Consider the following 19946-nt stretch of genomic DNA (forward strand, 5'->3'; position numbering starts at 1 on the left):
TTTGTCGCTTTATTATACCTGCCAGGTTTCCGGGGATTTGCGCCACTCAGCTAATGCCGGCAAGGCCGACTCAGGGATATAGCCGTTTTGCATGGCAGCTTCTGTCAGCGCCTGATAGTCGCTGAGACAATGCAAGGGTATACCTGCCTCCTTGAAGTTATCTTCCGCCAGAGCAAAGCCATAGGTAAAGATGGCAGCCATCCCAACTACATTACCGCCCGCTGAACGCACAGCCTCAGCCGCTTTTAAGGAGCTGCCTCCTGTTGAGATCAGGTCTTCTACCATCACTACTTTTTGACCTGAGATCAGTTTGCCTTCAATCTGGTTGGCCATGCCATGACTTTTGGGCTGCGGTCGCACGTATAGAAAAGGCATTTCGAGCAGATCGGCAACAAGTGCTCCCTGCGCTATACCTGCTGTAGCGACACCTGCAATGGCTTCTGCCTCTGGAAAGTTTTGCCTGATCATTTCGGCCAGCTGCTGCTTGATGTAGCTCCGGATGTGCGGGAAGGATAAGGTTACGCGATTGTCGCAGTAGATGGGTGAATTCCAGCCTGAGCTCCATTTAAAGGGCTGTTCCGGTCTCAATTTCACAGCCTCGGTTTCCAATAGGAAAGAGGCAACCTGATGTGCTATTGTCTGATTATCCATGGCCGAATTTAAGAAATATTTCCCCTTTTTGGCGCCCTGTATTTTCTTTACAGCGAAATATTGATTGATTTGTGTAAATTTCAAGCCTGATACACGAGCACCTGTCCCTATGAACGTTTTTATTAACGATATTCCGCTTATCCTCAAGAAATCAAACGAGAAGGTATACCGTCATCATTATGACCTGGTACTCGATGCTGACAACCATTTCACGTCAAAGGATCTGGTGGGAGATGTGCTGATCAAACGGGCCGATACCCAGTTGATCGATCGCATCGTTCGCTTAATGGAAGTGAAGAAGCTTAAGAAGCTAAACTCACTGACATTGGTTGCCAACAAGAAAAAGCAGGTAATCGACCATCTCAAAGATCAGTTCAAGATTGTAAAAGCAGGAGGGGGATTGGTGCTGAAGGACGGAAAGCTTCTGATGATCTACCGCTTGGGTGTTTGGGATCTTCCAAAAGGCAAACTGAATAAAGGAGAAAAGGTACAGGATGGTGCGCTGCGTGAAGTAGAGGAGGAATGTAATATCACGGTTGAAGTGATTGATAAATTACCGAAGACTTGGCACTCGTATGCTTATAAGGGCAAGAAAATCCTGAAGAAAACAAGCTGGTACCTGATGGCCTGCACCGATGATAGTTTAATGAAGCCTCAGGCAGAGGAATTCATCGAGGAAGTGCGCTGGATGACACCTGAAGAGGCCATGGAAGTCTTACCAAAAGCCTATACCTCTATTGCTTTTATTGTACGGGAATATCTCCAATCTCTGAAATCCGGAAAGGTATAAATTCATCCACATTACCGCCAAAGCGGTGTATTTCACGGATGATCGTAGAACTGATCGCCGCCAAAGCTGGTGAAGTGATCAGGAATACAGTTTCCAGTTCCGGGTTAATATGTCGGTTGGCCTGTGCGATTGTGTTCTCGTATTCAAAGTCAGTGGTATTGCGCAGCCCACGCAGCAAAAACGTAGCGCCCACTTCCCGGGCAAATTCTGCCGTCAACCCTTTATAGGCCTGTGCCTGTATGTTGGGCTGGTCTTTAAACACACCATTTATTACGTCTATCATTTTATCAACCGGTATGTAGCGCTGCTTGCTACTGTTATTACCGATTGCTATAATGATCTCATCAAACATCTTAGCACCACGTAACACCACATCAAGGTGGCCATTGGTAAAGGGGTCAAACGATCCGGGAAAAATGGCGACTCTTTTCATTTTATTCACAAAAGTGTAAGCTAAACAGTTCGAAATAGCGATGCTCGAAGAGGTCGTCGAATTTATAGCTGTAACCAACATCAGCGGGTCGTTTACCAAAGCGGACCTGTCGAATATATTTCTTGAGCATATTGAACAGGCTGGAGTCGGGAGTAATGTCGCCCCAGGCAGTAATAGTCTCCTGTTCCGGGTTCATTTTCTGCTCCTGCATCACAAATATGACAAAGTAGATGAAGTCCTCCGGGCTTAGATAATGAAACACGTTGCAGAACTGTAACCCGTTTTCGTCCACAACCAAGATGGTCACATAATTGCGCTCCACAAAGAGATGCATCGCGCGGCCTTCTTTACGGTCGGTTTGGTGAAGCACACTCTTAATTAGGGAACTGGTTTGGTGGGTGAACTGAACGGGGCGTTCCGGAAAGATGCTTTGCGCCATGCGGTAGATCACCCCATCAATGGCAAATATATTTACAGCTTCCAGTCCGCTGGTTCTATTGTACAGGATAACCTGCTGCTGTGGATCCAGGTTGCTGTGAAGCCGCAGGTAGTCCTCCAGGTGTGCCGGATCAAAGAGTGTCTCGGGAACAAGCGTAAAGAACTGGTTGCTCACACTGATACGTATGTCCAGCCAGCGTTGCTCTTGCAGGATGGGACTGTTATCAGCGATCAGACGCAGCTGCTCTGCAATTTGAAGTGGAGTAAATACTGTGATGAGCTCATAATCCTCGAGCGCGACAAACTTGTTTCGTTCCACATCGGTTACGGCCAGGCGCATGGCTTTGGAACTGATGGCAATATACAGATTGCAATTGCCAGCCTGCGAAAGCTGAAAAGCCTCGTCCTGTATCTGATAAGATAGCCGATAGTGGGTGTTGATGGTATTCAAGGTATAGAAGCTCGGGGTAATACTATATTGTGCTATGCAAGTATACTAAAAATATAGTAAAATGATCATGCTGGTACGAAGCGATGTGGCATTCCGAACAGATCATCCAGCGAAAAAAGGTAATGCAACACACGGTGCTTGTCGGCCAATGGGATCTGCCGGATTTCTTCCAGGCTCAGAAAAGAAACCTCTTCGATAAGCTGCTCCGTTGCACTTGCCTCGGGATCTGTTCCTTTGGTCAACGTGCCTCCCGTCAGCTCCAGTTCAAAGAATAGCTCTACAGCCTGCAGGGGTTCCTCCAGAAACTCGTTTACAAATAGGAAACGTTTTACTTTTGTTTCGAGTCCGGTTTCTTCCAGCATTTCACGTACCAGACACGCTTCTACGGTCTCGCCGTACTGCAGACCGCCACCAGGCGGCGCCCAGAAAGCGTCATTTTTAAGTGTCGGCTGATGGCGCACCAGCAGGAGTTTGTCATCCTGCAGGCAAATGCCGCACACGCGCAGCCTTACTTTGCCGGCATAAGCGGCGGCATTAGGGTTTAGTGTGTTCATGTTTGCGATAGCGGGGTATAGGTGGTAAATTTACAAAATGATTCAGACCTACAACCCCGAATTTCGGGCCGATATAAAAGAAAAGCTCGAGCGCCAGGAGTTTATGAAGCTCATGGGCTTTGAAGTAACCAAAATTGAAGTGGGCAGGGTAGAAGGTGAGCTCGTGCTGGAGCAAAAGCATAAGCAGCACAAAGGTTTTGCGCATGGGGGCGTTATCGCGACGCTGGCCGACATTGTCGCTGGGTTTGCGGCTGTGAGCCTGGTGCCGAAGGGCCATCATGTGGTAACAGCTGAGATCAAGGTATCCTATTTCCACCCTGGAGTGGGTGACAAATTGCTGGCGAAGGGCTACGTACTCAAGCAGGGGCGCAAACTTAATTTTTGTGAGGCCGAGGTATACGTTGTGAAAGGGGAGCAAGAGCCGCTCCTGATCGCCAAAGCCAGTGCTTCTATGGCCAATATTGCACCAAGTGAGTTGAGGAGTTAAAGAGTTTGAGAGTTTAAGAATTAGTCAGCTAAGTGCATCCGTAAAAATATAACCTTATAGATGCTCTGTTAAGCTAAACTCTTACCTCCCAAATTTCTCACTCCCAAACTCCCATACTCTTTAATTCCAAAACTCAAATTATGCGTCCAGTAGAGGCACTTAGAACAAGTTTTCCGTTTGAGCCTACCCAGGACCAGGCACGGCTTTTTGCCAAGCTTGACGAATTTATAATGGATTCCGAAGCTGAAAAGTCGGTTTTCCTACTTAAAGGCTATGCCGGTACCGGTAAGACTACGGTTGTAACCTCGCTGGTAAAGATCCTGCGCACCTTCGGGTATAAATATGTACTGCTGGCCCCGACCGGTCGTGCTGCCAAAGTGATGGCCTCGTACAGCGGCCGTAAAGCTTTTACCATTCACAAGAAGATCTACCGGCAAACAGCCAATCCCTACTCTGAAGGATTGGCATTCACTCGAATGCCAAACAAGGCAGATAAAACCTTCTTTATCGTTGATGAGTCTTCTATGATTTCGGACGACAGCGGTTTTGGACAAAACGGTTTGCTGCAGGACTTAATGGGCTATGTGTTTGAAAACAAGAGCAACAAACTGCTACTGATCGGTGATACAGCGCAGTTGCCTCCGGTTAACCAAGCGCTTAGTCCGGCGCTCAATGCTGATTATTTAAAAAGCAACTTCCGCTGTCAGGTACATGAACTGGAATTGCGCCAGGTCATGCGACAGGCAGAGGCTTCAGGTATACTCATGAACGCTACGCAGCTGCGGAACCAATTGCAAGGCGATAAGCCCGACATCAAGCTGCATACCAAGGGCTGGCGCGACATATACCGCATGACTGGTGAAAAGCTGGAAGACGGATTGCGGTACGCTTATGATAAATTCGGTGTAGAAAACTCCATTGTCATTTGTCGCTCCAACAAGTCAGCGAATCTGTACAACCAACATATCCGTCGTCAGATCTTTTTCTCTGAAGACGAGATCGGAGTGGGTGACTACCTGATGATTGTGCGCAATAACTATTTCTGGCTTCCGAAAGAGTCAAACATCGGTTTTATGGCCAACGGCGACTTTGTGGAGATCACCAAGATCATCCGCTATGAAGACATGTATGATTTCCGATTTGCGGATGTGCGTGTACGCTTTGTCGATTATCCTGAAGAGGAGGAGCTGGAGGTGAAAATCATGTTAGACACCCTTTATACCGATGCTCCGGCTTTGCCTTCTGACCAAAACAAGAAGCTCTATGACGCCGTGTTGCAAGACTATGCCGATATCAAAAATAAGCGGGAGCGTTCAAAGGAGTTAAAGCAGAACCCATACCTGAATGCTCTTCAGGTTAAGTTTGCCTATGCCCTGACCTGTCATAAGGCGCAGGGTGGTCAGTGGAAAGCGGTGTTCGTAGACCAGGGCTTTTTGAAAGACGACATGGTGAATGAGGAGTTTGCCCGTTGGCTTTATACAGCGCTAACACGTTCATCAGAAGAGTTATACCTGCTGAACTTTAGCAAGCAATTATTGGTTGACTGATATATTTGGATCATTCACCAAAACGTCAGAACTTAACAACTGACGAATCGTAACAGCAATAGCTAAACCCTTAATACATATGAAAAAATTAATCCTTTCTTTTGCAATGGCGGCGCTGGTAGCCGGTGGAGCCGTGGCGCAGCAAGGTCCTGCAAAGCAAACTGCCGCTCCGCAGGCACAGGCCAAATCAGGTCCGGCGATTACTTTTGAGTCAACCGAGCACAACTTCGGTGAGATCGCACAAGGCGATGTGGTAGAGCATACCTTTACCTTTACCAATACGGGTACGCAGCCGGTGATCATTGACCGTGTAGACGTGACATGTGGTTGTACATCACCCGCCTGGACAAAAGAAGCTGTGATGCCAGGAAAGACTGGCTTTGTAAAGGCAAAGTATAACAGCGCCGGCCGTATGGGCCAGCAGAAGAAAGCCATCACGATTCATTCAAATACAGGGGAGCCAACCTATGTTTACATCGTGGCCGACATTAAAGAGAAGTCTGCTTCAACCGCGAAAACACAGTAAGATATTATAAGTTTTAAAACAGAAAGGCTCCCGGTTATACACCGGGAGCCTTTCTGTTTTTTGTGCTGACTTATACCTTATAGTGCTTTCAGTATGGCGTAGAATAGTGCCGCCCAACCTACGATTAAAGCTGTGCCGCCAATTGGCGTAATAGCGCCCAGCCAGGTGATACCTGTCATCGTCAAGGTATAGAGTGAGCCAGAGAAGATGATAATGCCAATCAGGAAAGCCCAGCCGGCAATCTGCAGGGCAGGGTGTTCAATTTTGAAAAGTAGCAAGCCCACAGCCAATAAGGCCAAGGTATGGTACATCTGATATTTTACGGCCGTTTCGAATGTCTCAACACGGTTAGTAGCACGCAGCATGGGTGCCAGGGCATGCGCTCCGAAGGCACCGATCATGACACTAAGTGCACCCAGGGCACTGGCTATTAGTAGTATGGCTTTTTGAGTCACAGTAGCGGATTTTTAAGTTGAATCAGGCGCAAAGTTAAGGCTTTTATCTCGCAGCTTCCAAGTCCTTGAACAGGTTCGGGTAATCCGAGATAAGGCCATCCACTCCCAGCCCTTTTAGACGCTGCAACTCCCCTAAGTCATTGATAGTCCAGGGAACCACCTTCATTCCCTGCGCATGGCAACTTTGAATCAGCTTCGGCGTGACCAACTTATAGTACGGACTATAAATGTCAGGTATAAATCCGAGTGCCTCTAGGTTATGCTGAAGCCCCTTCACATTTTCAACGAGGAGGGAGGTTTTGATATGAGGATAGCGCTGATGCAGTACCTGCAACGTGCGTACATCAAAGGACTGGATGATGACCCATTCAGCAATACCTTTCGTTTCGATCACTCCCATGAGCAAGTCCACAAACTCTTCAGGATCAGGGTGCAATTTCCCGTCACCACTTGGCTTCGACTTGGTTTCGATGTTGTAGTATACCTGATCTAATCCGTTCTGCTGCAAGTAGGTTTGCACAGAATCAATCAGGTCGGAGAGGAGAGGTTTGTAGGTGGGTAACTTTTCCTGCTCCGGATACTTTGCGTAGAATTTGGAGCCTGCATCAAATGACCTGATGTCGGCATAATTCATTTGGTAAAGCACATACTTATGCTTGTCTGCAGCCGGTATTTCGCGGCCATCAGGCAAGAGGTCGTGCTCGTGGTTGATGTACGGATCATGTGACAGCACGACCTGCTTATCTTTGGTGATGTGTGTGTCCATCTCCAGCGTTGTGACACCTAAGTCCAAGGCACGGATCATGCCGGGAATGGTATTCTCAGGCATCAGACCGCGGGCACCCCGATGGCCTTCCAGATCGAAAGCGGGGAGGTGCCGGGCTGTGTTGTCAGGTATAGCGCCTTGTTGTGCAGGCATAGTGCAGGAGCTTATCAGGTATAAACAGGAGGCAAAAAGCAGAGTTTTTTGCATGCAGAAGATTTTTGCAGCAAGTTAAGCCAGATAGCAGATAGGGCTATACCTGCTGTCCATTAACAAATCGTTAATTCTTTTACCTGTCCGTTGCCTCCGATCCGCAAGCAATTATTCGTCTTCGCCTTCCAGCGCTTCAATCACTTGTTCCTCAAATTCATCCTGGCTGTCATACTGGGAGAATTCTATGGTCTTGCCTTTTTGCTTCAGCTCATTAATCACATCCAGCGCTACTACAAGTGGTTCCATTTCGCGGCCAATCAGGCGGGCATCCCAATCCGGACCAAGCAGCAGCTGATCGCCGTACATGCCCACGCACCAGTTCTCCAAAAATTCAACCAGCGTGATGGACTCTGGCGTGTAATCTTTCCAGTCATCTTCGGCGCAGACTTTCGCACCTTCCGCATCCGACCAGAACAGGATTACCTCGGCGTCTTCATACTCAGCAGAACTGGAAGTAGCCCAGGTTTCGTCATGAGTCAGGCCCCAAACGCTTTCTGAATCGACGATGCGCTGGATAAATTTTCTGTAATTGGCTTCCATGTTCTCGTTGGTATTCTCTTGCATGGTGATGGTTGGTTTAGCGTGAAAAGATTGTGTAAGGTATAATTATTTGTTGTAATTGCGAGCACCGAAAATGCCGCTGCCTACTCGTATAAAGGTACTGCCCTCAGCCAAAGCAAGTTCCCAATCAGAGGTCATGCCCATGGATATCTCTTTGAAATCATCGTTGGCAGTGAAGAAGGTTTCTTTTAGCTTGTCAAAGTAGCCACGCAACGTTCGAAATTCACCCCTGAGTTTATCCTGATCATCTGTATTGGTGGCAATGCCCATTACTCCTGTGATACGGATAAAGTGCATGTTGCGGTATTCTTCGCTTTGCAGCAATGCTACTGCCTCCTCATAGCGCATGCCATACTTGGTTTCTTCGTCGGCAATGTCGAACTGCAGCATGCAGTTAACTGGCAATGTCCGGTTGAACTGCTCGGCTCTCTTGTTGATCTCCACCAGTAACTTCAGACTGTCGACTGACTGGATGGTATCAATGAACTGAGCGATCTGCTTTACTTTATTTGTTTGCAGGTGACCAATGAGGTGCCAGACAATGTCATGTGGGAGTTTCTCCCGTTTTTCGAGTAACTCCTGTACCTTATTCTCCCCAAAAATGCGATGCCCTGCAGCATAAGCTTCCATGATCATCTCGGGCGGGTGAGTTTTCGAAACAGCTACCAGACGGCAGGGGGTGCCACGCAGTTTTTCGTCAAAAAAGAGGATGTTATCAGCAATTGCGGACATAGTTTTTATTTCGTGTATCTTAATTGTTCGCGCATCTTGTTAGGTAAGCCTTTGGGTAATCTGCTTTAGCTCACCTGATTAGTTAACTCTATCAAATTGTTTAGAAGCACTTAACAAACTCTGGTTTTCTAAGCGCTCAAACGCTATTAATCTTCCAGTACATTGGTGATGAACGTATTCTTGAGCGCCATCCAAACCACAATGAGTAGAAGTGCCCACTTCAGGTATACCTGGTAGTAGTCGTAGGTGTCCCGGAAGCGCTTCTCCCGGACCTCTGTCTTTTCATACTGATCAATGTTCTGGAATACTTCCTGCAATCCGTCCCGTGAGTCCGCCCTAAAAAAGCGGCCTTCTCCTGTTTCGGATATTTCACGCAGGCTTTTTTCGTCTAACTGCGTTTCGACTAACAAGGTTTTGCCATCGGCATCCACGTCATAAGGTACAAGGCCATCTTTTCCAATCCCGATCGTGTATACCTTAATCTGATGTGCATAGGCCAGACGAGCTGCCATGGTCGGATCCAGACTGCCTGCCGTATTCTCTCCGTCGCTGATCAGGATGGCGACTTTACTTTTCGCATTGGAATCACGCATGCGATTAATGGCGACGGCAAGAGCGCTTCCGATGGCGGTACCATCATTTGCAATCATCCCGTTTTCGATGGTCATGATGCTTTCCCGGAGCAGTTCATAATCAGTGGTGAGCGGAGCCAGGGAGTAAGCGTCACCGGCAAATACTACCACACCAATACGGTCAGCCACACGACCGTTTATAAAGTTGATGGCAACGTCTTTGGCAGCTTCCAGGCGACTAGGCTTGATATCCTGCAGCTCCATAGAGCCTGACACATCCAGCACCAGCACGATGTCTATCCCTTCCGCTGTTTGCTCTACCTGCTCATTGATACGCTGCGGTCGGGCCAGTGCCAGCAGCACCAGCATCACGAAGAGCATGTAGATCACATCCGGTATAAAACGAAGCAAACTCGTCCATTGCCAGCGTACAGTGCCTTCGAACATAGCCATGTCCAGCTTGCTGCGTGACTTAAAACGAAGCAGACCTTTGATGATGAAAATGAGCGGCACCAAGGGCAAGGTATACAGCACCAGCGGGTATACCCAGTCAAAAGAGCGCATGGTGCTCAGGCTAAACCATTCCAGACTCAGCCAATCCAGCATGTCATTGCTTATTCCTAGCATTTCCGGTTATTTCGCGGTGTGTTTTATAACGGCTTCGGGCAAAGCGGCGCAGCATACCCAAAGCCTGGTTAGTTTCCTGATCAGGCTCAGCCGTCACGTTGCCGTAAATGGCTTTGTCACATAGGCGCAATGCCACGTTTACCTGTTCATCGTCATTGTAGTACTCTACAATCTCTTTTGTGGTGAATGAGTTGATCGCACTGCGTTCTAATTTAGTCAGGTAGTTCTTCCAAAGTGCCACTGCTTTCTCCATACTGGAAGGCACACCTGTTTTCACAAAGCGGTCCACGTGGGAGTTATACCTCGAGTTGAAATACAAATGGTCTTTACGTAAGCGGTACAGCTGATATTTGGTCTTGATCGTTTGTCCGAAAACCAGCCAAACGAGCGTAGTTAAGGCCACGATCGTCACAACCCAGAGCAAGAGAACAGGCCAGTCAAAGCGCTCCTCCACCTGCGCGAGTGTGGTTTGGGTACGAAGTTGCAGTGGTGTTGCAACTTCCTGTACCAATTGTCGCAATACCACTGATTGCTTCTTTGACAAAACCTGCAGCGTATCGGTGCCCTGCAACACAATGGCCGGAAGCTCAAGCGACTGCACCGGAGCTGTTTCAAAGGTGCGCAAGGTATACACGGTACTGTCCGTACTAATGCCTGCTCGTGTGGTAGTCGGGTAAAATTCCTGCCTCACCAGCTCGAAAGGAGCAAAATTGTAGCTTGAATCTGGCAGTATAATTTCCTGCGCGGCCGGGTGCCGGTGAACCAGGGTATAGCGCACAAGCTCACCGATGTACACAGAGTCTTTGCTGAAGCTACCTGCCGGAGGTAGCAATTGCTGCGCCTGAGTGCCAATAGTGATGAACCAGAAAAATAGAAGCAGAGTATTACGCACTTTTTTTGGTTGTTCGGTTACGGAGGCGGAAAAGGTTCACCAACTGCATCACATAGTCTTCGTTGGCCTGTATGGCCAGGTAGTTGGCCTGGTATTTCTGGCAGATTCTGATCACCCGGTCCTGGTTCTGTTTGTACTGCGCAAAATAATGTTCTTTAAATTCAGCCCCGGAGGTGTTGAGCCAAACCGTTTTGCCTGTCTCTTTGTCAACGACCGGCACGATGCCCAGACTCGGCATGTTACGTTCCCGCAGATCGAGCAATTGAATCACGATCAGGTCGTGCCGTTTTGCAAGCATAGCCAGTTCCTTTTCATAATTGACATCGATGAAATCTGAAATCAGCAGAATGATACTTCGTCGCTTAACAATATCGAGCGTTAGTTTGATACCGGCTGCAAGGTTTGTCTTAACTGATTTGGGTTTCAGTTCGTGCAGTGCCTTGATTAAGGTATAGGCCTGCTCGATGCCTTTGGCTGGTTTAATATACTTTTCTTTTTGATCACTGAAGCAGATAATGCCAATCTGGCTTTGCTGCCTGGCGGCTGCAAGGGCAAGCACCCCGCATATTTCTTTGCCCACATCCAGCTTGTGCTGGCGGCCCGTCCCCACTGTTTGGGAGGCGCTTACATCCAGCATCAGAAAAACAGATTGCTCTTTCTCCTCCCGGTAGGTTTTCACAAAGGTGCCATGCCCTTTGGCCGATACGTGCCAGTCGATCGAGCGCACGTCGTCGCCGTACTGATAGGCGCGCACGTCATCAAACTCCAGCCCCGTTCCTTTAAAAACGGAGTGGAAGTCGCCCTGCATCTGAGTGTTGATGGCTTTGCGAATGCGTATCTCGTACTTGCGCAACTTTTGAACAAGTTCCTTCATTGGGTAGGGGGCTTTGCCACAGATTTTAAAATTAGGACATATTCCCGTAATATTACATTCGTGAAACGAATTTTATACCTACTTTCCTTTGTCGTGCTGGCTGGTTGTGGCCAGAGCACCGAAAAACGACCTGCTGACTTATTGCCAGAACAGAAGATGGTGCAGATATTGGCGGATGTCCATATCGCAGAAGCCCGCATCGAAAACCATGTCCTATACCCGGATACTGCTCTGATGGTCTTTAACAAAGAGCAGATAGAGATACTCAATGAGCATGGGGTAGAAGAAGAAGAGTTCCGGAAAACCTACAGCTACTACCTGAACAACCTCGCACAGATGGACCGCCTCTACGAGATCATTCTGGACACCTTGAGCGTTCGTGAAGCTAAGCTGCGTGCTACTGACACCACTGGTGCTGAGCCCGGTCGTAGACCAAAGCTAGATGGTATGCAAGAGGCCTATTGATTTAAATCAGTTTACTTCCGTTGGGCACTGGTCCAGCGGGTTGCGCCAGTATAATATCACCGCTTTCGTCCGCAAAGCCTGTCACCAGCACCTCTGACATGTATTTGCCGATCTGTTTGTTCCCCAGATTGGCTACGCATAACACCTGCTTCCCAGGCAGGTCTTCTAAAGAATAGTGCTTCGTAATTTGAGCGCTGGATTTTTTCATGCCCAGTGGGCCCAGGTCTATCAATAACTTATAGGCGGGTTTGCGTGCTTCCGGAAAGTCCGAAGCCTCTACAATTGTGCCCACACGGATATCCGTCTGTTCGAAATGCTGCCATGAAATAGTCGGCATAGCCTGTTCGGGTGTATGCATCTTTTGGTCTGTTTTTCTCCCCAAGTTAATAAAACTACTTTAAAATATGGTGCTTACACGCTGCTGAGGGGCCGTTCAGTAACATTAGGCCTATACCCGCGTATCCTATGCAACTGGCTTTCTTACTGTTAAAAAAGCTAAAAGTATAAGTCAGACGAAGCTATTGCAAAACCATAAAACTATGAAAAGAGAATCCGGAGCTAGCTATCCTGTATGGGTGGAAAACATAACGATGCCTAAGACCAATCCCCTCCATGACAACATAAAATGTGATGTGTGTGTGGTCGGAGGAGGTATAGCAGGTATAACGACTGCTTACCTACTGGCCAAAGAGGGACGTGACGTTGTACTGCTGGAGGCCAAGGAAATCGGGGGTGGTGAAACCAGCCGCACGACAGCTCACCTGTCCAATGCACTGGACGAACGCTTTGACGAACTAATCCGACTGTTTGGCGAGGACGGGGCCCGTCTCGCCGCCCAAAGCCATGGACAGGCAATTGATAAGATCGAACAGATCATAAAAGATGAAAACATAGATTGTGACTTTGCCCGGGTAGACGGTTATCTTTTTGCCACTGACAATCAGCAGCAGGATGATCTGATGCGTGAGTTGGAGGCCGTTCAAAAAATTGGCTGGCTGGATGTGGTGCTCCGCAAACACAGTCCGGTCAGTACACTCACAGAGTATCCTTGTCTGCAATACCCAAACCAGGCGCACTTCCATGTTTTGAAATACCTGTCTGCCGTAGCAGGCGCTTTTATCAACGCTGGTGGGCGCATTTTTACGAAAACGAAGGTCGAGCGTTTTGATACCGGCCCTGTGGTATCTGTGGTGTCTGATATCGGTCATGCTGTTGCGGCAAACCACCTCGTAGTGGCGACCAATACGCCGATCAATGACATGGTGACGATGCATACAAAGCAGGCCCCATACCGGACCTACGCGATCGGAGTTACTGTACGGGAAGGCGATGTGCCTGATGCACTTTACTGGGATATGGAAGACCCTTATCATTATGTGCGTTTGCTCAAAGGGAAGACAGGTAGTGAAGAAGGAGAAGGCCTGGACCTGTTGATCGTAGGCGGCGAGGACCATAAAACGGGACAGGGAGATCACCTGAGCCAGCGCTTCGATGCACTTGAGCGCTGGACTCGCAAGCACTTCCCAATGGCAAAGGATGTAATGTATCGCTGGTCGGGCCAGGTATTTGAGCCAGTGGATGGATTAGGGTTCATCGGCCGCAATCCGGGAGATAGTGACAATGTCTACATTGCTACAGGCGATTCAGGCCATGGCATGACACACGGGACCATAGCCGGCATGCTGATCACTGATCTGATCCAGGGAAGGCCTAACCCATGGGAAAACCTCTATGATCCAGGCCGAAAAAATACAAAGTCGGTGGGAGAGTTTTTGAAAGAAAACCTCAATGTAGCCGCACAATTTAAGGATTACGTAACGCCCGGTGAAGTTGAGGATCCATCAGAAGTGTTACCGGGCACTGGCAAAATAATGCGCAAGGGGATGAGCAAAGTGGCTGTTTACTGCGACCAGGACGGTGTCAGACATCAATGCTCCGCTGTATGTACACACCTGGGTTGCGTAGTGCACTGGAATGAGGTTGAAAGCTCCTGGGACTGTCCATGCCACGGTTCCCGCTTCGACCCGTTCGGTAAAGTAATCACAGGTCCGGCCTCCAAAGACCTTGGTCCGGCGGAATAATAGCTAGCAACAGCAAAACAAGAAGCCCTGCTTTACTCTAGAATAAAGCAGGGCTTCTTGTTTTAAAATCTATTTCCAGGCGTCTAATTCCTGCAATCGTCTCGAAATATTGTCAGCCCATTCCTGCTGTAGCTGTGCATCCAGACCATGGCGTGACACTTTGTCGAACTGGTCCTGCTCCGCTTTCCAAGCCTTGAAGGCCGATCCAACGGTTGTGTTCAGATTCGTTTTGAGGTTGCCGCAAGATATACCCAGTTCTTTCAGTTCTTTGCGAAGCATACGGGCGTGTACTTCCGTCAGGTCAAAATGAAGCTGCTCATGTGCCAGCAATTTGTCAGACTGCTTGTTCTTGGACCACGACTCACCCGGAAGAAACACACACTTTACTTCATAGTAAAACTTGTTGTCTTTGCAGCGGGCGTCTACTGCCAGGTTGGCTGCAGTGAGCGCATGATGGGGGTTACTTGATTCCGGTGTACCCCTGAAGTCTTCCCAGTTCAACTTACGGGAAGCTGACCAGGCCAGGTGCTCGTTGTTAGAAACGCTGAGACCGGCAGGGTTCAGAACATAAATCACAGACGCCGGTGAACCGGCTGGGGTAGGATACGGCATAAGTAGGCCTACCATAAGGCTAAGGAGTAGAGTGATAATAAACATCGGCTAAAAGTTTAAAAAGTCTCTATCGGGGCAACAATGGGTTTTTTAAATAGGTGCCACTATTGCATTATTTTATTTGCTAAGCCTGCTGCTTAGCATTTTAAAGCGCCAGAATAGTAATATAGCAGCAACAGATAAGCCAACTAACAAACCGGTCCAGACACCATTGACGCCAAAGTCGAGTTTGAAGCAGAGTATATACCCAACCGGCAGACCGATTACCCAATAAGCGATAAGGGAAATTACCCCAGGTATACGCACGTCTTCCAGACCTCTAAGGGCCCCAAGCCCCACTACCTGCACACCGTCCGAAATCTGGAACAGTGCGGCTATAATCAATAGGGTAGAGGCTATCTCGATCACAACCGGATCGTCAATGTAAAGGGAAGGTATGAAATTTTTGCCAGCAATCATAAGAAGTCCACTGGTCATCATGAAAAGAACGCCCATGGCAAAGCTACTGATCCCTGCTACTTGCATGGCCCTGTAGTTGCGTAGTCCCTTCTGATTGCCCACCCTAATGGTCGCTGCAGCTGCGATGCCGCTTGCCATCATGTAGGTAACCGAAGCAATATTGATGGCGATCTGGTGTGCCGCCAGCTCGCGTGCACCGAGCCACCCGATCATGATAGCTGAAAAACTAAAGGCTCCCATTTCAAATACCATTTGACCGGAGATAGGCAGACCTAATCGGAATATATGGTACATGTGCACAAATGACAGATGCCGGAACGTGAGGAAGCGGTGAAATGCGACAAATCGCTTCGCGTAAAGCACATAGCCGCCCATCATCAGGGCCATGATAATGCGTGAGATCAGCGTAGCCCATCCTGCGCCAACTAAGCCCATTGGCTCAAAACCCAGCTTACCGAATATAAGAATGTAATTGAGCACTACGTTGAGACCATTGGCAATTATGGAAATATACATCGCCTGTTTGGTGAGCGAAAGCCCTTCCGCAAACTGCCGGAAAGCCTGAAACACCATCAACGGGACCATTGATAGGAACAGAATATTGATATAAGGGATTGCCATCCTGACCACTTCCTCCGGCTGGTCGAGCCAGGTGATATAGGGAGAAAGAAAATAGCCGGCAATGAAGAGGATGATGCCCAGCAGGAGGTTAGAAAACAGACCATTGAGCAGGAGCAGAGAGATACGGGTGTAATTGCGTCGCCCATCTGCTGCGGCAATCAGCGGTGTAATGCTGTAAGAAACCCCCAGACCGAAAACCAGCGTAATCGTGAATATACTGTTACCCAGGGAGGCGGCGGCCAAAGGTATAGTACCGATCTGCCCCACCATCAGGCTGTCAAACACACTTACCATAATGTGCCCCAACTGACTTAGCACAACAGGGTAAGCCAGCAGGAAATTTTTACGGAAGTGTTCTCTGTATTCTTCTGATCTCATAGGGGTACGGGGAAAAGGAGTGCAAAATTAGTTTTTTTTCCCGTGCCCAGCACCAGTACAATAGCATTAGTGCGCTTTAAGATTTGGTTAAGAGCCTTTGCGGAGGCTCCGAAGCTTTTCTAAAATTGCTTTCGCCGGTATCGGAAGCAATAAAAGCGCTGCAGTTAAAATTTTTTTTTTGGTAGTCATACTGTTTGATTCATGCAATTAAGACATTCAGACAGCTTTAAAAAGCATATCTGCAAAGCCGCCTTGTTCATCTAGATAGGAAGTCACTAACTCAAACCCGGCCTGACGCCCCATTTCAGTAGCCAGTTGCAGGGTATACTTATGTGAGTTTTCAGTGTGAATTGCTTCCCAGGCTTCGAAAGTGTAGTGCTCATCTGTCGCTTCCAGGTATACCTGCTGATCGCACTGGCTTACCAGATAGCTCTTCATGACCCCTAACTGTGGATCGAACAGGGCAAAATGTCGGAAGTTATTTAAATCGAAATTGCCTCCTAATTCCCGGTTGATACGCTCTAACAGGTTCATGTTAAAGGCGGCTGTAATCCCGCTGTCATCATTGTAAGCGGCCAGTATCGTATAAGGGTCTTTGAGCAAATCTACGCCCAAAAGAAACAGATCCCCTAATCTGACATGCTGCCTGATCTGGTTTAAAAAATCTAATCCTTCTTCACGTTCAAAATTGCCAATGTTAGAACCCAGAAACAACACAACCTTTCGTTCAGTCAGATGCTCCTCAAGCCATTTCAGGCCGGTTATATACTCTGCCACTACGGCTTGCACTTGCATCTGCGGGTGTGCTTGTTTCAGGTCCTTGCTCAGTTCCTGCATGGCCGAGCCAGAAATGTCCATGGGGACATAATCAAAGGCCTTCTCCTGTGCGACGAGTTCTTCTAACATTAGCTTGGTTTTCATAGCGTCTCCAGCACCCAGATCGACCAGGTGAAAGAAACCATCTTCCGCAAAAGCACTGGCCATAGCTGATCGGTGCTGTTCCAGTAAACTATATTCGGCACGTGTCAGATAATACTCCGGCAATGCCATGATCTGCTGGAAAAGCCTGCTTCCCTTGGCATCGTAGAAATAACGCGATGACATTTTCTTGGGATTTTGGCGCAGGCCATCGGCTACGTCTTTGGCAAACTCAGCTCGGTCCTGGCTGCCATCGGTTTTGCGCGAAAGGTCAATCAAAGTATTTGGTGTTGTTTGTAGTAGCATAGTGTTAGTGTGCCAGCCTTATTCCGGTGAACTGCCAGCGTTTGTCAGGGTGAAAGAAATTGCGGTAGGTTGTTCTGATGTGACGCTCTGGTGTGGCACAGGATCCACCTCGCAGCACCATCTGGTTGATCATAAACTTACCATTGTACTCGCCTAGTGCCCCGGCGGCAGTTGTAAACCCAGGGTAAGGATGATAGGCACTATAGGTCCATTCCCAGGCATCTCCATAAAGTTGCTGCATGCCTGAATCGTGTGCAGCAGCCTTGGGTTCATACAGGCCGGATTCCTGAAAGTTGCCAGTGGTGGGTGAGTACACCTGAGAGGCAGCTTCCCACTCAAACTCTGTCAGAAGTCGCTTGCCTGACCAGGAGGCGTAAGCCTGCGCTTCATAAAAACTGATATGACTCACTGGTTTGTTCAAGTCCAGTTTTTCGAGGCCGTGCATGGAATACTGATACCAGTCACCATCCTGTTCCACCCAGTAAAGCGGTGACTTCAGACCGGTGCTTCGCACAAGGGCCAGGCCTTCGTCCAGCCAGAAACGGAAATCGCTATAACCGCCATCCTGCATAAACTCCAGGTACTCCCTGTTTGTCACAAGGCGGTTCATGACGCTAAAGTCGGCTAGCAGCACCTCGTGTACACCCAGTTCATTATCGAAGCTAAAGCCATCTCCCTGAAAACCGATACGGTATATTCCACCCAGAACTTCCAGGAACTCAGGTTTTCCATGTTCTGAAGATGATGAGACTGTATTGGACTTGGCATAAGCCGGGAGGAGTGGATTAGTGCTAAGGATGTATTTAATATCAGTCAGAAGCAGTTCCTGGTGTTGCTGTTCATGTTGCAAGCCTAGCTCTAGTACGGGTAGTAGCTTTTCTAACTGGTCCTCTCTAACGTTTTGCAGCAGTTCACCCATGTGCTCATTTACATGGCGTCGGTACGCATACACATCCCGCAAAGGCGGCCTGGTGAGCGTACTTCGCTCGGCCCGCTGCACGCGATTGCCAACTGAGTTGTAGTATGAATTGAACAGAAAGGCATAATTTGGGTGAAATACCTTGTAGTTTTTGAGGGAAGTACCCAGCACAAATTGCTCAAAAAACCAGGTCGTATGAGCCATATGCCATTTAGGAGGACTTACGTCTACCATGGGCTGCACCACGGTATCTTCAGGTTCCAGTGGAGAACAGATTTTCTCAGTCTGCGCCCGAATCTGGTCAAATCGCTCACGAGTGATCTGGCTGAGGGAGGCAGTTGTAGTTGTCATAGGCATCTGGCTTTGCGAAGAGGTATAGAGGCAGCGTAATACAGCGCTTGAAATGTATTAAAGTGCTTCTAACTGTCGTGTTAACTCATTTTCTACGTACTTTGTTTTCGATAAGCCGATATTGGAAAGACTAATTTATTGCAACGATGTCCTTACAACTGACAATCAGACCGCACCAGCTTCAGTTCAAGTTCGATGCCCGCACCTCCCGCGGGGCTATGCGCACGCATCAGGTATACTATGTGGTGCTACGCGACTCAGACCAGCCAGAGCAGGCTGGTATAGGGGAGTGTGCACCGCTACCTGGTTTAAGCATCGATGCCCGACCGGAGTTAGAGGACAAGCTCAGTGAACTGGAGAAGGAGTTCGGGGAGCGTCGATATTCAGTAAATGATGTGAAAGAATTGGTCAGAAATGAAAAGCTGCAGGACTGGCCGGCCATCCGGTTTGCACTTGAAACAGCTTTGCTGGACCTGGAGCAGGGAGGAAGAAAACAGCTATACCTGAATGATTTTAGTAAGGGCAAGGCATGTATACCTATCAACGGCTTGATCTGGATGGGAGAGAAGGACTTTATGCAGCAGCAGATCAGAGCGAAACTTTCGGAGGGCTATACTTGTCTGAAGCTTAAAATTGGCAGTCTGGATTTTGCCACAGAGCTTGAGATACTGCACCAGATACGGGAAGTGGCCGGGCCCGAGGACCTGACCATACGGGTGGATGCCAACGGTGCTTTTGCGCCTGATGATGCCTTTCGAAAGCTGGAGCGACTGGCTAGGTATAGCCTGCATTCCATTGAACAACCCATCCGGCAGGGGCAGCTTGAGCAGATGCAACAGCTTTGCGCGTATACGCCTATACCTATTGCGCTCGACGAAGAGCTGATCGGCGTGCAGGTGACAGCTAAACAAGTCGAACTGCTGGAATTTGTAAAGCCACAGTACATCATTCTGAAACCAACTCTGGTAGGAGGGCTCAGAGCAAGCTCAGACTGGATAGAACTGGCAGAAAAACGAAATATAGGCTGGTGGATGACTTCTGCTCTGGAATCGAATATTGGGCTCAATGCGATCAGCCAGTTCACGGCCAATTACGGGATCAACTTACCCCAAGGGCTCGGCACCGGACAACTCTATCATAATAACATCTCTTCGCCGCTCCAGATAAACAAGGGTTGGCTCTGGTATAGTGACGAAGCTTGGGACGAATTACCTGAACAGGCTTAAGACTATACCTATATCTATGCCTATACCTATACCTGCGCAATCGT

General features: G+C 48.4%; 23 protein-coding genes. 7 read left to right on the forward strand and 16 right to left on the reverse strand.

What is annotated here, in order from left to right; genetic code table 11:
* Window positions 1-12 precede the first annotated feature (12 nt).
* Window positions 13-651, reverse strand: coding sequence for an orotate phosphoribosyltransferase (gene pyrE / locus AC5FX6_RS03175; RefSeq protein ID WP_493595579.1), 639 nt, complete (start codon window positions 649-651; stop codon window positions 13-15).
* Between the two features lie 109 nt (window positions 652-760).
* On the opposite strand from pyrE, the gene AC5FX6_RS03180 reads away from it, so the two are divergent.
* Complete coding sequence (locus AC5FX6_RS03180; protein ID WP_493595580.1) at window positions 761-1441, forward strand: NUDIX hydrolase; 681 nt, start codon at window positions 761-763, stop codon at window positions 1439-1441.
* Here the strand turns inward: AC5FX6_RS03180 and coaD are convergent.
* From coaD to AC5FX6_RS03195, 3 genes are all read right to left on the reverse strand, one after another.
* The gene (gene coaD, locus AC5FX6_RS03185) at window positions 1395-1874 is read right to left on the reverse strand and encodes a pantetheine-phosphate adenylyltransferase (protein WP_493595581.1); all 480 of its coding nucleotides are present in this window, start codon (window positions 1872-1874) and stop codon (window positions 1395-1397) included. The two genes, AC5FX6_RS03180 and coaD, sit on opposite strands and share 47 nt — an antisense overlap.
* A gap of 1 nt (window position 1875) precedes the next feature.
* On the reverse strand, window positions 1876-2763 hold the full coding sequence (locus tag AC5FX6_RS03190; protein ID WP_493595582.1) for a DUF3822 family protein: 888 nt from the start codon (window positions 2761-2763) through the stop codon (window positions 1876-1878).
* A 65-nt stretch (window positions 2764-2828) separates the two neighbouring features.
* Window positions 2829-3317, reverse strand: a complete 489-nt coding sequence (locus AC5FX6_RS03195; protein WP_493595583.1) for an NUDIX domain-containing protein — start codon at window positions 3315-3317, stop codon at window positions 2829-2831.
* Window positions 3318-3354: 37 nt separating this feature from the next.
* Between AC5FX6_RS03195 and AC5FX6_RS03200 the strand changes: the two genes are divergently transcribed.
* From AC5FX6_RS03200 to AC5FX6_RS03210, 3 genes are all read left to right on the forward strand, one after another.
* Window positions 3355-3804, forward strand: a complete 450-nt coding sequence (locus AC5FX6_RS03200) for a PaaI family thioesterase (protein ID WP_493595584.1) — start codon at window positions 3355-3357, stop codon at window positions 3802-3804.
* Window positions 3805-3944: 140 nt separating this feature from the next.
* On the forward strand, window positions 3945-5351 hold the full coding sequence (locus tag AC5FX6_RS03205; RefSeq protein ID WP_493595585.1) for an ATP-dependent DNA helicase: 1407 nt from the start codon (window positions 3945-3947) through the stop codon (window positions 5349-5351).
* Window positions 5352-5430: 79 nt separating this feature from the next.
* Window positions 5431-5877: a DUF1573 domain-containing protein gene (locus tag AC5FX6_RS03210; RefSeq protein WP_493595586.1), complete on the forward strand. Its 447-nt coding sequence runs from the start codon at window positions 5431-5433 to the stop codon at window positions 5875-5877.
* Between the two features lie 77 nt (window positions 5878-5954).
* On the opposite strand, the gene AC5FX6_RS03215 is transcribed toward AC5FX6_RS03210, so the two are convergent.
* The 7 genes from AC5FX6_RS03215 to AC5FX6_RS03245 form a co-directional block, all read right to left on the reverse strand.
* Window positions 5955-6278, reverse strand: a complete 324-nt coding sequence (locus AC5FX6_RS03215; RefSeq protein ID WP_493596636.1) for a DUF423 domain-containing protein — start codon at window positions 6276-6278, stop codon at window positions 5955-5957.
* A 97-nt stretch (window positions 6279-6375) separates the two neighbouring features.
* On the reverse strand, window positions 6376-7251 hold the full coding sequence (locus AC5FX6_RS03220) for a glycerophosphodiester phosphodiesterase (protein ID WP_493595587.1): 876 nt from the start codon (window positions 7249-7251) through the stop codon (window positions 6376-6378).
* 165 nt (window positions 7252-7416) lie between these two features.
* Window positions 7417-7872 (reverse strand): DUF2750 domain-containing protein, encoded by a 456-nt coding sequence (locus AC5FX6_RS03225; RefSeq protein ID WP_493595588.1) that lies wholly within the window; start codon window positions 7870-7872, stop codon window positions 7417-7419.
* A 42-nt stretch (window positions 7873-7914) separates the two neighbouring features.
* The gene (locus AC5FX6_RS03230) at window positions 7915-8601 is read right to left on the reverse strand and encodes a YggS family pyridoxal phosphate-dependent enzyme (RefSeq protein ID WP_493595589.1); all 687 of its coding nucleotides are present in this window, start codon (window positions 8599-8601) and stop codon (window positions 7915-7917) included.
* Between the two features lie 146 nt (window positions 8602-8747).
* Entirely contained in the window at window positions 8748-9800 is a 1053-nt protein-coding gene (locus AC5FX6_RS03235; protein WP_493595590.1) for a vWA domain-containing protein, read from the reverse strand.
* Window positions 9781-10692, reverse strand: coding sequence for a hypothetical protein (locus AC5FX6_RS03240; protein ID WP_493595591.1), 912 nt, complete (start codon window positions 10690-10692; stop codon window positions 9781-9783). Before AC5FX6_RS03240 ends, AC5FX6_RS03235 begins: the two co-directional genes overlap by 20 nt.
* The gene (locus AC5FX6_RS03245) at window positions 10685-11566 is read right to left on the reverse strand and encodes a DUF58 domain-containing protein (protein WP_493595592.1); all 882 of its coding nucleotides are present in this window, start codon (window positions 11564-11566) and stop codon (window positions 10685-10687) included. Before AC5FX6_RS03245 ends, AC5FX6_RS03240 begins: the two co-directional genes overlap by 8 nt.
* Before the next feature lie 60 nt (window positions 11567-11626).
* Here AC5FX6_RS03245 and AC5FX6_RS03250 point away from each other — a divergent pair, with 60 nt between their 5' ends.
* Window positions 11627-12031 carry a DUF4296 domain-containing protein gene (locus AC5FX6_RS03250; protein WP_493595593.1) on the forward strand — a complete coding sequence of 135 codons (405 nt, stop codon included), beginning with the start codon at window positions 11627-11629 and terminating at the stop codon, window positions 12029-12031.
* A 1-nt stretch (window position 12032) separates the two neighbouring features.
* On the opposite strand, the gene AC5FX6_RS03255 is transcribed toward AC5FX6_RS03250, so the two are convergent.
* Window positions 12033-12389 carry a tRNA-binding protein gene (locus AC5FX6_RS03255; protein ID WP_493595594.1) on the reverse strand — a complete coding sequence of 119 codons (357 nt, stop codon included), beginning with the start codon at window positions 12387-12389 and terminating at the stop codon, window positions 12033-12035.
* A 181-nt stretch (window positions 12390-12570) separates the two neighbouring features.
* Here AC5FX6_RS03255 and AC5FX6_RS03260 point away from each other — a divergent pair, with 181 nt between their 5' ends.
* Window positions 12571-14112, forward strand: a complete 1542-nt coding sequence (locus tag AC5FX6_RS03260) for an FAD-dependent oxidoreductase (protein WP_493595595.1) — start codon at window positions 12571-12573, stop codon at window positions 14110-14112.
* A 69-nt stretch (window positions 14113-14181) separates the two neighbouring features.
* On the opposite strand, the gene AC5FX6_RS03265 is transcribed toward AC5FX6_RS03260, so the two are convergent.
* The 4 genes from AC5FX6_RS03265 to egtB all read right to left on the reverse strand — a co-directional run bounded on the left by AC5FX6_RS03265 (window position 14182) and on the right by egtB (window position 18676).
* A complete protein-coding gene (locus AC5FX6_RS03265) occupies window positions 14182-14739 on the reverse strand; it encodes a DUF922 domain-containing protein (RefSeq protein WP_493595596.1) in 558 nt (185 codons plus the stop codon).
* A 102-nt stretch (window positions 14740-14841) separates the two neighbouring features.
* Entirely contained in the window at window positions 14842-16182 is a 1341-nt protein-coding gene (locus tag AC5FX6_RS03270) for an MATE family efflux transporter (protein WP_493595597.1), read from the reverse strand.
* Between the two features lie 216 nt (window positions 16183-16398).
* Window positions 16399-17406: an L-histidine N(alpha)-methyltransferase gene (gene egtD / locus AC5FX6_RS03275; RefSeq protein WP_493595598.1), complete on the reverse strand. Its 1008-nt coding sequence runs from the start codon at window positions 17404-17406 to the stop codon at window positions 16399-16401.
* A 4-nt stretch (window positions 17407-17410) separates the two neighbouring features.
* On the reverse strand, window positions 17411-18676 hold the full coding sequence (egtB, locus tag AC5FX6_RS03280; RefSeq protein WP_493595599.1) for an ergothioneine biosynthesis protein EgtB: 1266 nt from the start codon (window positions 18674-18676) through the stop codon (window positions 17411-17413).
* Between the two features lie 146 nt (window positions 18677-18822).
* On the opposite strand from egtB, the gene AC5FX6_RS03285 reads away from it, so the two are divergent.
* Window positions 18823-19902, forward strand: coding sequence for an o-succinylbenzoate synthase (locus AC5FX6_RS03285; protein WP_493595600.1), 1080 nt, complete (start codon window positions 18823-18825; stop codon window positions 19900-19902).
* The last annotated feature ends 44 nt before the right edge of the window (window positions 19903-19946 follow it).

Source organism: Pontibacter sp. LHS2, assembly GCF_058932845.1.

Bases quoted from the DNA above. Each gene is read 5' to 3' on its own strand.
- pyrE (WP_493595579.1), bottom strand. From the start codon at position 651: ATGGATAATCAGACAATAGCACATCAGGTTGCCTCTTTCCTATTGGAA.
- AC5FX6_RS03180 (WP_493595580.1), top strand. From the start codon at position 761: ATGAACGTTTTTATTAACGATATTCCGCTTATCCTCAAGAAATCAAAC.
- coaD (WP_493595581.1), bottom strand. From the start codon at position 1,874: ATGAAAAGAGTCGCCATTTTTCCCGGATCGTTTGACCCCTTTACCAAT.
- AC5FX6_RS03195 (WP_493595583.1), bottom strand. From the start codon at position 3,317: ATGAACACACTAAACCCTAATGCCGCCGCTTATGCCGGCAAAGTAAGG.
- AC5FX6_RS03200 (WP_493595584.1), top strand. From the start codon at position 3,355: ATGATTCAGACCTACAACCCCGAATTTCGGGCCGATATAAAAGAAAAG.
- AC5FX6_RS03205 (WP_493595585.1), top strand. From the start codon at position 3,945: ATGCGTCCAGTAGAGGCACTTAGAACAAGTTTTCCGTTTGAGCCTACC.
- AC5FX6_RS03210 (WP_493595586.1), top strand. From the start codon at position 5,431: ATGAAAAAATTAATCCTTTCTTTTGCAATGGCGGCGCTGGTAGCCGGT.
- AC5FX6_RS03215 (WP_493596636.1), bottom strand. From the start codon at position 6,278: ATGATCGGTGCCTTCGGAGCGCATGCCCTGGCACCCATGCTGCGTGCT.
- AC5FX6_RS03220 (WP_493595587.1), bottom strand. From the start codon at position 7,251: ATGCCTGCACAACAAGGCGCTATACCTGACAACACAGCCCGGCACCTC.
- AC5FX6_RS03225 (WP_493595588.1), bottom strand. From the start codon at position 7,872: ATGCAAGAGAATACCAACGAGAACATGGAAGCCAATTACAGAAAATTT.
- AC5FX6_RS03230 (WP_493595589.1), bottom strand. From the start codon at position 8,601: ATGTCCGCAATTGCTGATAACATCCTCTTTTTTGACGAAAAACTGCGT.
- AC5FX6_RS03235 (WP_493595590.1), bottom strand. From the start codon at position 9,800: ATGCTAGGAATAAGCAATGACATGCTGGATTGGCTGAGTCTGGAATGG.
- AC5FX6_RS03245 (WP_493595592.1), bottom strand. From the start codon at position 11,566: ATGAAGGAACTTGTTCAAAAGTTGCGCAAGTACGAGATACGCATTCGC.
- AC5FX6_RS03255 (WP_493595594.1), bottom strand. From the start codon at position 12,389: ATGCATACACCCGAACAGGCTATGCCGACTATTTCATGGCAGCATTTC.
- AC5FX6_RS03260 (WP_493595595.1), top strand. From the start codon at position 12,571: ATGAAAAGAGAATCCGGAGCTAGCTATCCTGTATGGGTGGAAAACATA.
- AC5FX6_RS03265 (WP_493595596.1), bottom strand. From the start codon at position 14,739: ATGGTAGGCCTACTTATGCCGTATCCTACCCCAGCCGGTTCACCGGCG.
- AC5FX6_RS03270 (WP_493595597.1), bottom strand. From the start codon at position 16,182: ATGAGATCAGAAGAATACAGAGAACACTTCCGTAAAAATTTCCTGCTG.
- egtD (WP_493595598.1), bottom strand. From the start codon at position 17,406: ATGCTACTACAAACAACACCAAATACTTTGATTGACCTTTCGCGCAAA.
- egtB (WP_493595599.1), bottom strand. From the start codon at position 18,676: ATGACAACTACAACTGCCTCCCTCAGCCAGATCACTCGTGAGCGATTT.
- AC5FX6_RS03285 (WP_493595600.1), top strand. From the start codon at position 18,823: ATGTCCTTACAACTGACAATCAGACCGCACCAGCTTCAGTTCAAGTTC.